General features: G+C 44.4%; 10 protein-coding genes. 7 read left to right on the top strand and 3 right to left on the bottom strand.

All coding sequences use genetic code 11. The features are described 5' to 3' along the window. The first annotated feature begins 178 nt into the window (after window positions 1–178). Window positions 179–697 carry a site-specific integrase gene (locus tag B4G81_RS02165; protein ID WP_349678727.1) on the top strand — a complete coding sequence of 173 codons (519 nt, stop codon included), beginning with the start codon at window positions 179–181 and terminating at the stop codon, window positions 695–697. 359 nt (window positions 698–1,056) lie between these two features. After that, window positions 1,057–2,367 carry an ATP-binding protein gene (locus tag B4G81_RS02160; protein ID WP_294079597.1) on the top strand — a complete coding sequence of 437 codons (1,311 nt, stop codon included), beginning with the start codon at window positions 1,057–1,059 and terminating at the stop codon, window positions 2,365–2,367. 357 nt (window positions 2,368–2,724) lie between these two features. Here B4G81_RS02160 and B4G81_RS02155 read toward each other — a convergent pair whose 3' ends face one another. The 3 genes from B4G81_RS02155 to B4G81_RS02150 form a co-directional block, all read right to left on the bottom strand. Continuing rightward, window positions 2,725–2,871 carry a hypothetical protein gene (locus B4G81_RS02155; protein WP_294079595.1) on the bottom strand — a complete coding sequence of 49 codons (147 nt, stop codon included), beginning with the start codon at window positions 2,869–2,871 and terminating at the stop codon, window positions 2,725–2,727. After that, entirely contained in the window at window positions 2,832–2,990 is a 159-nt protein-coding gene (locus B4G81_RS15265) for a transposase (protein ID WP_414703148.1), read from the bottom strand. The genes B4G81_RS02155 and B4G81_RS15265 overlap by 40 nt, the downstream gene beginning before the upstream one ends. A gap of 485 nt (window positions 2,991–3,475) precedes the next feature. Beyond that, complete coding sequence (locus B4G81_RS02150; RefSeq protein WP_294079593.1) at window positions 3,476–3,889, bottom strand: helix-turn-helix domain-containing protein; 414 nt, start codon at window positions 3,887–3,889, stop codon at window positions 3,476–3,478. 1,042 nt (window positions 3,890–4,931) lie between these two features. Between B4G81_RS02150 and B4G81_RS02145 the strand changes: the two genes are divergently transcribed. Genes B4G81_RS02145 through B4G81_RS02125 form a run of 5 tightly spaced genes read left to right on the top strand, consistent with a single transcriptional unit; the run spans window position 4,932 to window position 14,063 of the window. Further along, window positions 4,932–6,320: an IPT/TIG domain-containing protein gene (locus tag B4G81_RS02145; protein ID WP_294079591.1), complete on the top strand. Its 1,389-nt coding sequence runs from the start codon at window positions 4,932–4,934 to the stop codon at window positions 6,318–6,320. A 19-nt stretch (window positions 6,321–6,339) separates the two neighbouring features. Then, the gene (locus B4G81_RS02140; protein WP_294079589.1) at window positions 6,340–9,423 is read left to right on the top strand and encodes a SusC/RagA family TonB-linked outer membrane protein; all 3,084 of its coding nucleotides are present in this window, start codon (window positions 6,340–6,342) and stop codon (window positions 9,421–9,423) included. Between the two features lie 45 nt (window positions 9,424–9,468). Next, a complete protein-coding gene (locus tag B4G81_RS02135) occupies window positions 9,469–11,463 on the top strand; it encodes a RagB/SusD family nutrient uptake outer membrane protein (protein ID WP_294079587.1) in 1,995 nt (664 codons plus the stop codon). A gap of 22 nt (window positions 11,464–11,485) precedes the next feature. Further along, window positions 11,486–12,469 (top strand): DUF4973 domain-containing protein, encoded by a 984-nt coding sequence (locus tag B4G81_RS02130; protein WP_294079585.1) that lies wholly within the window; start codon window positions 11,486–11,488, stop codon window positions 12,467–12,469. Between the two features lie 22 nt (window positions 12,470–12,491). After that, window positions 12,492–14,063 (top strand): hypothetical protein, encoded by a 1,572-nt coding sequence (locus B4G81_RS02125; protein WP_294079583.1) that lies wholly within the window; start codon window positions 12,492–12,494, stop codon window positions 14,061–14,063. Window positions 14,064–14,215 lie beyond the last annotated feature (152 nt).

Here is a 14,215-nt window from a genome sequence, read left to right as displayed (position 1 = left end):
TATATTTTTAACGAACTATTGTTACTTGCGAAACTTGAATAATTAATATATACAAAAGGTTGGTTTACAAATAAAAAAAACAGAAAGTATAAAAAATTGAGAGAATTATTTTAGTTAAAAACCCTGCTTAGACGGTACAGAGAATAGGGAGTATTAAACTTTATGCTGAAGATTTACACTGGCACTAAAGAATGGTATCATCAAGAATGACCCATTTCAAGAATACCAAATCAAGCTAAAACAAACCAATCGCACATTCCTGACAATAGATGAAGTAAAATCTATCATGAAGCAAGAACTTCCTTATGAGCGGTTGGAACTAGTTAGGGACTTGTTTCTTTTTGCAGTTTTTACGGGCATTGCTTTCGTGGATGTGAAGAATTTAAGCAAAAGCCATCTGCATACAGCCGTTGATGGTCACCAGTGGCTTCGATTTGAAAGATGGAAGACCAAAGAAATGAGCAACATCCGGCTTTTTGAAGTTCCCGCAAGACTGATTGAGAAGTACAGTGATCCCAAAAGAGAGACATTGTTCCCGATGTTAAGCAATCAGAAAGTAAATCAATACCTGAAAGAAATTGCTGAAGTTTGCGGAGTTGAGAAGCGAATCACGTACCATTGCGGACGGCACACAATGGCCACGACTATTGCCTTATCTAATGGTATGCCGATGGAAAGCCTTGCTAAATTATTGTGACATAAGAATATTCGAACGACACAACTCTATGCTCGAATTACAGATACTAAGCTAAATGCGGATATGGAATCGTTGGAGGAAAAGTTGGCAGATTTCCGGTTATAAGTATTGCTTATATGTAACTTTCTCTATTTTGGGACAAAATCACCGCTTTTATAGAAAAGAGCGGTATAATAATCCCTCTGAAATTTGAAAAAAGCATGGATGCTTCAAGCTATAAATCCTCTACCTTGTCCGTATTTTAATGGTGGTTATTTTAATATCCGTTAAAATAATCTGATATACATAGTGGCAAATTGAATTATTCTTCTTATTTTTGTAACCGCCATTAAGATAATGGGTATTAAATAATATGAGATATGAAGTTTTATAACAGAGCAGCGGAGTTAGAGATATTAGCCCGTACATTGGAGCAATCGAAGAAAAGTTCTTGCTTTACGGTTATGGTTGGTCGCCGTCGTATCGGCAAGACCTCCCTTTTACTGGAATCTGTAAAGGGACAGAAATATCTTTATCTTTTTGTATCCCGCAAGAGCGAACCGCTCCTTTGTGAGCAGTTCCAGAAAGATGCAACGGATGCGTTAGGATTGCAAATATTCGGTACTATTACCCGGTTTAAAGACCTTTTCGAGCAGTTGTTGATTTTTGCCACAAAGGAACATTACACGCTTATCATTGATGAATTTCAGGAGTTTGATAATGTAAACTCATCCATATTCAGCGATGTTCAGAATCTTTGGGATCAGTATAAGGATAAGACTAAGATCAACTTTATTGCTTCCGGTTCTATCTATTCGATGATGATGAAAATTTTTGAGAACAGGAAAGAGCCGCTGTTTGGTCGTCTTTCCTCAAAGATAACACTGCAACCTTTCGCCGTTAGCGTAATAAAAGAAATCTTGAATGATTACAACCCGAAATATACATCGGAAGATCTTCTGTGTCTGTATATGCTGACAGGTGGAGTTCCCAAATATATCGACCTATTAATGGAAGCCGGAGCTGCAACAAAGGACAAAATACTGGATATGGTTACACGTCCTGATTCTCCCTTTATCGGGGAAGGCAAAGAATTGCTTATCTCCGAATTTGGGAAAGAGTATGGAACCTATTTCTCTATCCTACAGTTAATCGCTTCGGGAAAAACTACCCAAAGTGAAATAGATTCTATTATAGGGAAGAATACCGGGGCATATTTGGTCAATTTGGAGAAGGAATATTCTCTTATTACAAAGAATAAGCCTATGTTCTCGAAGCCGGAAAGCCGAAAAGCTCGTTGGAGTTTGAATGATAACTACCTTCGTTTCTGGTTTCGGTTTATTTATCCGAATCAGTCATTGATTGAAATGGGAAAATATGACTTGCTTCGTGAGACCATTGATAAGAACTATGAGCAATATAGCGGTTTCATTTTGGAAAAATATTTCCGGGCTAAAATGGCAGAAGAGGAGAGGATAACCGCCATCGGTAGCTATTGGGACAGCAAGGGCGAAAATGAAATCGACCTGATAGCCCTGAATGATTTGGACAAAACGGCTATTGTTGCCGAGGTAAAGCGCAACCCTAAGAAAATTGATATGGCTTTGCTTCAAGCGAAAGCTGATTCTATCAAAAAAGAGCTTGCAAAATATGAGGTTGAATTAAGGGGATTATCTATGAATGATATATAAAGCCCGGTGCAAGGTGCAAGTATCTATATAGATAAGCTTGCACCTCGCACCGGGGGTAAATATTTGATATACAGCATAGTTGTATATTCAAAAATAAATAGTCGAGCCTTAAAAAGCCCATTTTTATATGGTTTGTAAAATTATACTGTCCCTGATGGGGTGAAGTTGCCTGTTCAGGAACACAATTATCTTTTCAAGGAAGAGCCAAAAAGATGACCTCCACTTGTTCATCATCCTTCTTCAATGATTGATACGATAAAACGCTTCGACTCAAATTCAATACCAGGCAAGCCTTGCTAACAGAAACGCAACGATCTTGAACGAGATCTTCTACAATTAAGCGTTTCTGGCAAGGCGTTAGAGCTTTTTTTCGATAATCTCCCTGGCTATGTCAAGTTCCATCGCTAAGTTTGAATACATGCGTTTGAGACGACGGTTCTCTTCCTCCAATTCTTTTACACGCTTCATCTCGGTGGCATCCATCCCCCTGTAACGTTTGGCCAATTGTAGAGTGTGCCCTTACTAATACCGTAACTGCGGGTAAGCTCTTCCAAACTAGAGCCTGTCTCAAATTTCTTTAATACTTCGGCGATCTTGATCGCACTAAATTGTTGTTTCTTCATTCTGACATCTAAATTAATACTTTTTTTTCTTTTTAGTCTAATTCTTAGATGTACTGAATACGGGGGAGCTTACAACTTGAAGGCAGCTGAATGTTTTATTCTTTATTTGTTCATAACACAAATAAAAGCTTTTTTATTTGCTTAGATAGTGGTACAAATTACGGGGTATATTGTATAACATACTGATTTTGAATATATACATATGGCATTTGTCATTTCAACCCAACGTTTGGGTGTTAGAAGCAATCGGCCTTCTCCATTCCTAACGGTATGGAATCCCATACGGTTAAAATTCGGGTTGTTGACTTGTTTCCAAATCGCTAAGAAATCTACTGTATAATAGGTACTCATCCAACGTATCTTATCAATTTTTCAGACTTATGGGGTATTAGTATGAATATCCTTCGTCCTTCCAAAGTGCTTTGAAATGATGAAAAACCTTTTGATGAACTCCCCAAATGCTTGGAAAGAGAAAAACCGGAACCTTATTTCTGATTCGTTAGGAACTTCTCCAAAAGGGCACATTTCTCATTTTTCAGTTCGACTATCCGTTCATATAACTGGTCTTTTTCCGAATAAACTTCTGCTAACTTATCCAAAGGATTAAAAGTTAAGTTTTGAGTACTAACATCCTTATTTTGGATATAGTCATAAAAATAATTACTATTTTCCGGTAGAGAATTATCAGTCATATTTCGGATAAAATCTTCGTTGATTTCCAGAGCTTTAGCGTATGCTGCTATTGTTACATCATCCAGTTCCTGACGTTTTTCCAATTGCGATACGGCTTGTTGGGTAATATCCAATTCCATGGCAATTACTTCTTGTTTAACGCCTTTGGCTTCCCTGAGCCGCTTTACATTTTTACCTTGATGGATACTCTTTTTATCGTTTTCCATATTATTTATAACTATCTCAAGTTGAATTTCTAACAAAGATAATATAAAATTAAAGAGAATGATAATTTTATGAAAAAATTATATAACTTGTATGCTTCCTTGTACAATACATTTTACAATTGTAGGTTTTCTGAATACGCTTGTGCGAAACATTCCAGTTTAACACAGGATTCCATTGTTTTTTTATTCATTTGCATCATTAAACGATGGCTGCCTGCCAAGCAGACCCATCTCAAAGTTACAACATTCTCCTTTAGAATCTCAAATAGATTAACAGGAGTAAAGTTACAAATAATATCGAAAACTTAAACAAAATGCGAATGAAAACATAGAAGTTAAAAAGAATGAGTATTTTTGTACTGTTAAATACGGTACAATTTACATAGCGCTTTTTTTGGTTTTCTCACAGAATCCGCAAAATTCAAACACGAGACCGAAGAATGGAAGCCTCTTTTTTATATCACCGCACATACATCAGAGCCCCATCGAAAAAGATTCCACAAGTTCCATTATTGACTTGTTATATTGTTGATTTAGAGTCGATATTAGGAAGAGGGTAGGGAGTTGAAAAACATCTTATCCCGACAATTAAAGAATCGATACCTCTCACGCACGGTTGTCTGTTACCGCACCGGGTTTCACCTACCTGAAAACCATCTCTTCTCATGTCCAGTACCTGCCGGAAATACGAATTTTTATTCTTAATGATTGTCGGCAAATACTACTGAATAGACATTCTTATGTAAGCCCGCCCCACGTAGGGTCGGGAAAAGCCTGACCTAAGTATGGATATAGTCCGTAAATAGGTCGGGGAAGGGTTGTTCCCGGGTCGTAATTATCTCGTTTTCGGGTCTTATCTGGGTTTTACCAAAGTTCTTGCGTCTCTATAAATTTATAGGGTTAGTATAGAGTTTATATAAGGATGATATAGAGTTGCATAAGCCTTGGTACGGCGTTGGTAGAGACTTGCACCCTGCCGGTTGTTGTTCCTCCCGATAGGGGGATACAAATATAGATAAAACATTATTTTAAATCAAGTAATATGAAAAGTAAATATCTGAAAAACAAAAAATTGATCATTCCTTTATGGAACCTTTTTTTATGCGTATTCATCGTTGAATTAGCTGCCTGCAAAAGCGACAATGATGTGGGCGGCAAGGAATTCGATCCGTCGAAAGATGTGGTAATCACTGCGTTTTCCCCCGACAGCGGTTCTGCCCGCTCCAAAATGTTCCTTTACGGTGAGAATTTCGGAACGGATACGACCAAGATCTCCGTTTCTATCGGCGGTAAGAAAGCGCCCCTGGTAGGCTGTGACGGAGAGTGTATCTATTGCCTGGTTCCGGCGGGTTCCCAGGAGGGGACGATAGAGGTCAGGGTTAAAGATGACTTGGTTGAGAAGTCGGCCAAAGCGGAGAACCGTTTCAGGTATGTGTCCAGGACGGTTGTCTCCACATTGTGCGGATACATGACGTCGGAAGGCAAGTACGAGATAAAAGACGGCACTTTTGAGGAATGCGGTTTTGGAGCGCCTTACTGGCTTTCCATTGACCCGAAGAACAACAAGCATCTTTTTTTGCTGGAACAAAACCTGAGCCTCCGTTTACTGGATATCGAAAAAAGCACGGTGACCACCCTGGTGACACTCGGGGAAGCCAACTGGAAACATCCCAGAACACTTGCATGGTCCCTCTCGGGAGACACGCTGTATGTGGCCAATGACCAGGACGGAGAGACCAGCGTCGGCGTAACGATGCTGACCCGCAGTACGGGATTCAAGGTACCCCAGACACTTGTCTTTTACCGTAACATCAACCATGTATCGGTGAATCCGGTGGATGGAACCATTTTCTTCAGTACCTGGTGGGCCGGTGAACTGTTCAGGTATGACTGGGATCAAAAGAAGGCGGTGCATGCCGGAAACAATGGCTTGTTGGAATATCATGTGATGTTCCACCCTTCGGGTAACTATGCCTATGTTTTCTCCCCATGGAATTCGGCAATCCAAAGGGCCTCCTACAATTGGGAGGAGAAAACACTGGACCCGCCCACGACCTTTGTAGGCGGCGGTGGAAACGGATATGTGGATGGGGTAGGGACCGCGGCCAAAGTCGCGATGCCGTATCAGGGAGTGTTTGTCAAGAATGAGGAATATATCCGTGAGGGAAAAGAGGACATCTATGATTTCTACCTGATTGAGGCCGGGAACCACTGCATAAGGATAATCACCCCGGAGGGCAAGGTCACGACCTTCGCGGGCAGGGGAAGCAAGGGCCTTGATAACAATACATGGGGGTATGTGGATGGCGAATTGCGTAAAGAGGCCCGTTTCCGTGATCCCTGGGGCATTGAATACGACGAAAAAACAAAGACATTTTATATAGCGGATATGAACAACCACCGTATCCGTATGATATCAATGGATGAATAATCTCCCAAAAAACAGCTTTATGAAGAAATATATAATATCATTTTTCAGTGTTTTATCCCTTTCCCTCTCTGTCCTTGCCCAGCAAACGATAGAGATTACCGGCATAGTGACCGATGTGGACAAGGAACCGTTGATAGGGGTCAACATCGTCGTAAAAGATGTGCCGGGGATGGGTACGGTGACGGACATACACGGTAGATATAAAATCAGGATGGAACCGTTCCACCGTTTGGTGTTTTCATACATCGGGTTCGAAAACCAGGAGGTGTTGATCAAAGAACAGACCGTGGTGGATGTGCTTATGAAAGAGGGTAAATTAAGCACATTGGACGAACTTGTTGTGACCGCCACCGGCCCCCAAAAGAAGTTAACGGTAACCGGGGCCATCACCAATGTGGAAGTAGAGCAACTGAAGACCAACCCCACGTCCAGTCTGGTGAACTCCCTGGCCGGTAATGTCGCTGGCGTTTATGCCATGCAGACTTCGGGGCAGCCGGGCAAGAATATCTCCGAATTCTGGATCCGGGGAATTTCGACTTTCGGTGCCCATACAAGCGCGTATGTCTTGGTGGACGGCTTCCCGCGCGATATCAATGATGTGAATGTGGAAGATATTGAATCGTTCTCCGTACTGAAAGACGCGTCGGCGACGGCAATCTACGGGGACAAGGGAGCCAACGGCGTTGTCCTGATCACCACCAAGCGGGGGAAGGCCGGCAAGGTGAATATACAGGTTAAAGTAGAATCGTCTTATAATACCCGCACCATCACTCCCGAGGTGATTGACGGCAACGAGTATGTGTCGATGGTGAACGAGGCAAAAATCACACGGAACCAGGAGCCTATCTACACCACGGATGAATTGGAGATTATCCGCCGTAACCTGGACCCCGACCTTTACCCGAATGTGGACTGGGGATCGGTGTTACTGAAGAAAGGCGCCCCCACCCACCGGGCCTCGGTTAACATGAACGGTGGCGGTTCAACCGCCCGCTATTATGTGTCGATGAGTTATATAGACGAGAAAGGGATGTATAAAAGTGACGACCAGCTTGAAAAAGAATATCACACGAATGCCGATTACCGGGTGTTCAATTATCGTTTGAATACCGATTTGAATATTACCCGCACATCCGTGCTAAAGGTAGGAGTGGCCGGAAAGCTCTCGAAGCAGAATAATGCGGCGATGTATGACGGCTATCAGATATGGCACTCTATTTTAGGTACTTCCCCCGTTTATATCCCGGTGATGTATTCCAACGGGTACGTCCCTGCCAGCGGTTTGGGCGAACGCACCAATCCGTGGCTGCAGGCTACCCAGTCGGGGTATTCGGAACATTGGATCAACGATGTGCAAACCAACGCTACATGGGAACAGGACCTGGATTTTGTGACCCCGGGGTTGGATTTCACGGCAAACATCGGTTATGACCTTTCCAACGCGAACCATATCAACCGGGTCAAATGGCCCAAGCAATGGAGGGCCGAGCGGATGCGCGATGCGAACGGTAATTTGATATTCCAGCATATCGCGGGTCCCATGGAGATGTATCAGGAGAGCAGTGCCAGCGGCTGGAAAGTGGAATTTGCCGAATTATGGCTGAACTATAACCGCAGTTTTGCCAAGGTCCATAACGTGGGCGGCACCCTGAAGTGGAACGCCGACTCGCAGGAGCGTACCGACAATGTGGGGAGAGATATAAAGGAAGGCATCCCTAACCGGCATGAATCGCTTGCCGGCCGGTTGACCTATAATTACGCGTTACGCTATTTTATCGATTTTAACTTCGGATATACCGGATCGGAGAATTTCGCCAGAGACCATAGATGGGGTTTCTTCCCTGCCTTTTCTTTCGCATGGAATATAGGCGAGGAAAAGATCGTGAAAGAAAAGCTGCCATGGATTGGCATGTGCAAGATACGCTATTCCGACGGCAGGGTGGGGAATGATGAAATCGGCACGCGGATACCGTATCTCTATACGCTCCTTGAGAATCCCAATGCGGGTTATAACTGGGGCGACTATTATTTCAACAACATCTACTCCGGATTGTATTATTCCCAGATAGCTTCTACCGGGATCACGTGGGAACAGGCCGTCAAGAGGGATTTGGGAATGGACCTCGCTTTATGGAATGACAAGTTGCAGGTTACGGCCGATTATTTTAACGAATTCCGCAACGGCATCTATTACACCAGATACCATCTGCCGGAAATGGTGGGCCTGGAGAGCAATCCCAAGGCGAATGTGGGCAAGGTGCATTCCACCGGCGTCGACGGTAATTTTAGCTTCCGACAAAAAATCGACCAGGTCAATTTCACCATGCGCGGCAACTGGACGTACAGCAAGAACCGGATACTGGATATTGATGAGGAAAACAGCGTATATCCCTATCAAATGCAGAAAGGACGACGGGTGAATCAGGTGGCCGGATTGGTCGCATTGGGACTCTTTGAAGATTATGAAGATATCCGCAACAGCCCTACTCAACAGTTCGGCACCTACCAGCCCGGAGATATAAAGTATGCGGACGTGAACGGTGACGGGGTGGTCAACGACGGCGATATCACGGCGATAGGCGCGACAAGGAAACCGAACCTGATCTATGGTTTCGGCACGACGCTCCAGTGGAAAGGGTTGGATGTAAATGTCCATTTTCAAGGCGCGGGGAAATCGTCTTTTATGATCAATGGCCCCAATGTATATGCCTTTAACGAAGGTATCTGGGGCACTGTGTTTTCGGATCTGGCCCATTCCAAACGGTGGATCGATGCCGATATCTCGGGTGACCCGGCCACCGAAGACCCGAATGCGGAATACCCGCGGTTAAGTTACAACGGGAACAGCAATAACTACCGGGCTTCTTCTTTTTGGATGCGCGACGGCCGGTATTTACGGCTGAAGACCCTCGAAGTGGGGTATACACTCCCAAAACAGTGGGTCACGAAGATGCATTTGAATTCATTCCGCCTGTTCTTCATTGGAACGAACCTGGTGACCTGGTCAAAATTCAAGATGTGGGACCCCGAACTGGGCAGTTCGACGGGCGAGGAATATCCCATTGCAAAAGTTATAACGTTAGGAGCCACAATTAATATATAGGAGACGGAAGTTATGTGTAAAAATATAAGACTTATTACTCTTTTGATGATTATCGCATTTGCTTCTTGCGCTGATTACCTGGAAACCGAGAAGTATTTTAAAGACAGGATGTCGATCGAAAAGGCATTCAAACAAAGGAATTACGCCGAGAACTGGCTGGCGCACGCCTATTCATTCCTGGCCAATGAAAATGCGGACGTATGCAATAAGAATGATTCATGGCATAATTTTGCCGATGACATCTACACGGGCGACTGGAGTGATTTATACAAGAAATTCAAGAATGGGGAATACGATGAGAGCGCGTTGCAGAGTTCATGGAGCGCGTGCTACAAAGGCATACGGCAAGCATCGGAATTTATCCTCAACATCGATGTGAATGAGGAGATGACGGAGGAAGAGATCACCGATTGCAAAGGCCAGGCCCGTTTCCTCCGGGCTTATTATTACTGGCTACTGCTCCGTAAGTACGGGCCTGTCCCTGTCATTCCTGCGGATGACGGCATGATAGATTACACGCTGTCGTATAATGAAATCGCACTGCCCCGCAACACGTATGACGAATGTGTAGATTATATCACCACAGAACTGGTGCAGGCTGCCAAGGAACTCAGACCCGACCGGGAAGCGATGAACATTGCCCGGCCTACCCGGGGAGCCGCCTTGGCGGCGAGGGCAAAGGTATTGCTGTATGCCGCGAGCCCGTTGGTAAACGGGAATCAGGATGAGTACGCAAACCTGCTCGTGGATGATAAAGGCAAACGCCTGTTGTCGGATAGTTACGATGAGGGAAAATGGGCGAAAGCGGCCGCGGCGGCGCGGGATGTGATGGAACTCGGGAAATACCAGATTTATGTCGCCCATTACAGGGATTTCGGGAATAATGATTTTCCGAAGACGATCGTTCCTCCTTATCATCCTGAATTTTCCGGTAAGGACTGGCCTTCGGGGTGGCGGAATATCGACCCATTCGCTTCGTACAGGGCATTGTTCGACGGGGAGCTGTCGGCAAGCACCAATCCGGAATTGATCTTTTCACGAGTACAGAATGGCACGGCAGGCCAAAGTGGCGGGTTACAATGGATGGTCGTCCACATGTTGCCGCGCGCCGCCAATGGGTGGAACACCTTCGGCATCACCCAAAAACAATGCGACGCGTATTATATGCATGACGGGCGCGATATTCCCGGAAAGGATAAAGAGATGGGGCGCGGGGACGGAAGTGAACGGGTGACGGGGTATGTGACCCCTGACGACGTGAACGCCGGAAGATACATACCCCTCTTGGAAGGCACCTCATTACAATATGCAAACCGGGAACCCCGCTTTTACGCGTCCGTCGCCTATAACGGAAGCCTCTGGACGCTTTCGGCGGCGACCGTCCCGGAACACCGGAATTACAGGAGCTGGTATTACAGGGGCTCCCCGGATGGCTATTCCAACACGGACCATTGGCTGCGGACCGGTATCGGGTGCAAAAAATATGTCCATCCTTATGACACATACGAAAACGCGACACTGACACAGATCAGGACCAAAACGGAACCGGCGATCCGTTATGCGGAAATATTGTTGATCTATGCCGAGGCCTTGAATGAACTGGACGGCTCTTACCAAATCCCGTCATGGGACGGTTCCAGGGAGTATACGGTCCACCGTGATATAACCGAGATGAAAAAGGGCATCCTTCCCATACGGTTAAGGGCAGGGCTTCCTGATTTTGAACCGGGTGTTTATGCGGGTAAGGATGAATTCCGGAAGAAGCTGAAACGCGAACGCCAGATAGAGTTGATGGCCGAAGGCCACCGTTATTACGACCTGCGCCGTTGGAAAGACGCTCCCATTGAAGAGGTATTGCCCGTTTACGGATGCAACACGGTGATGACGGCCGAGCAAAGGGACCTTTTCCATACGCCGGTAGTCGTCTCGTCTATCCCAACGACCTTTTCCGATAAGATGTGGTTCTGGCCGATATCGAAAACGGAGTTGAAACGTAATTCACGGCTGACACAAAACCCCGGTTGGCAATCATATGATTAATCAACTACTAAAAATCAATCAAATGAAAAAAATATCAAGGAACATATTCTTATGGATCGCTTTTTTAGTTACCCTGGTTTCATGTAACGACGAGTGGACGACTGAACTTTATACCCATTACGTCTCGTTCAAAGCGCCAATAAATTCAAAAGGGGTGACGGATGTGTATGTCAAGTACCGCGACGAAGGTATATCAACGTACCAGTTGCCGCTGATTGTAAGCGGTACGACAACCAACTCCAAAGAGTTGCAGGTCAAGGTCGCCCTCGATCCCGATTCATTGAACACGTTGAACTACGAACGTTTCCAGAACAGGCATGATTTGTATTTCACGCAGTTGGACAATCCGCTGTATGACATCCCTTCATTCGAGACCACCATCCCAGCCGGTTCGCGGCAAGGGTTGTTGCCCGTCAATTTCACATTCAAAGGGATCGACATGTTCTACAAATGGATATTGCCATTGACCATCGAGGATTCCCCTTCCGCCGGTTATAAAGCCCATCCCAGGAAGCATTATAAAAAAGCGATGTTGCGGGTCATCCCCTTCAATGATTATTCGGGAATTTACCAGACAACGGCCATGCGGATTTATTTCAAAGGAACTAACAGCAATGCGATGGTGATCAATACGCGTACTTCGTTTGTCGTTGATGGCAACTCCATCTTTTTTTATGCCGGCACAACCGACGAAGACGACAAGAACAGGCGTATCTATAAAATCATAGCGACATTCAATAGTGACGGGACTTTGGATATGCATGCGGAAGATGACAGGATCAATTTTCAATTGCTGACAACCCCGCGGTATTCCGTTGAAGAGATCATGGATGATGTCCTGCCATATTTAAAGCACCGGTACATCACCATTAACCTGTCGTATTCGTATGATGACATCACTTCGGTGCCGGGAACAATGATCGGGTATGAGGCAAAAGGGTCTATGATCATGGAACGCAAGATCAATACCCAGATTCCTGATGAAGACCAGGCCATTGAATGGTGAACTTAAATAGCAGATTGATAATATGAAACCAAGAAAATATCTGCTCCTGTTACTGTTTTGCCTGTTCAACTGTTCAGATAAAATAGAAAGCAAAGAAATAATTGACGGAATTCCTGAAAATGGAAATATAGAGAACATTGTGTCGGTGGTGGATCACGGCATAAAGAACGATGGATCGCCCATAGGCGCTGAAATAAATGAGTTGGTCCGCCAATCGTATAAAAAGACCCTCTTTTTTCCGGCCGGGACATATACATTGACGGAACCAATGGTGTTGCCATTGGACTATGAGAAGAACGTCAATATCATTTTTGACAAAAACGCGTTGGTAAAAAGCGATACCAGGCTGGAAGCCCTCATAAAGGTCGGTTATTCGGAAATGCATTATATCTCCGATAACAGCCACCGGCGTTTTTCGTATATAGAAGGCGGAATACTGGATTGCTATAATGCGGACAATGGCATTATTGTAAATGGGTTGAAACAGCTGGTACAGATCCGGACCATGAGCCTGGTGCGGGGACGGAATACCCACATAAGGATCAACGTTACGGATCTCAATAAAAACAGTAGTTGCGATACCAAAATAGACAATGTGACCATTCATGGCATGTCATCAAATGAAGAAATTTACGGCATTTATATCGATAAGAATTGTCATGATGCCAAAATATCGGACACATTTATTTACAGTACAAAGTATGCCCTCTTTACAAAATCAGCCGGGCACATATTGAATAATATCCATATTTTGTCATGGTTGACTACCGGTGGAAAGGATCTTGGCGCGGAGTACAACTATCGGGAAACGGAAGGTATCCGGATTGAGTCGGGCGGCTTTTTTGTATTTAACCAGATATATTACGACACCGTCGATAAAGGGATTGTGATTGTAGGGGATAACGAGCCGATTCTGATGCTGGACCAGAACATATCTTACTCTTACCTGGATAACTTCGGAACTTCTTTTATTTACAGGGACAAGAAGTCGAGTACACCGCTCAGGGTTAAGCTATCCAATTCCGTATTTACCATCAGGAACAAAGGGTTTACAGTTTTTGATTTCAATGTCCCGTTGATAGGGTGGGATATAGACCGGAAATTCACCTTTATCAATTGTGACATATCCAACCCCCACTTGTTGAATCCGTATGATCCGGCGCTTTTACAACGGGTGAGGAATGCGACGTCAGATGCATTGATCTACACCAATATCTCATATTTTGATACAGACTGGCATGTTCTGGGCGCACTGGTGACATCTCCTTACCGTTCATTATTGAGGGTAGACCTGAAAGACGATTTCACCATCGACCTCGACTTGACTTTTACAGGAGGTGATTTACAAATGAATGATTATAAAATTGCCAATCCGGGAAATGAGAAATTTGAATTGGGGTATGCCGTAAAAGGTGATTATTGCGTTTTATTGTTCCGACCCGGGCAGGGGCAAAACTATTATCCGATCATCAATGACATGCTGGGGAATGGTTCTTTCATGCCGCCCCCATCGAAAGGGGAACATTACAGGCCGGCAGATTATGCTGTCACCGATCTCCCGGTAGTATTGCTGAGTGATTTATCCCATAAATAAATCATGTGGTTATTAATTATTTACATAGCACTGAACTGGCTCCCAAAAGTTGGAAAAAACTTTTTGGGGTCAGTTCAGTTATAATGCAGCCAGACGAGTGACCTGAAGATAAAACAATTTAATATTAGTACAATAGTTCGTTAAAAATATAG

The sequence above is a fragment of the Proteiniphilum sp. UBA5384 genome (assembly GCF_002410825.1).
Taxonomy (GTDB): Bacteria; Bacteroidota; Bacteroidia; order Bacteroidales; family Dysgonomonadaceae; genus Proteiniphilum.
This window is presented reverse-complemented; position numbering and strand designations above follow the sequence as displayed.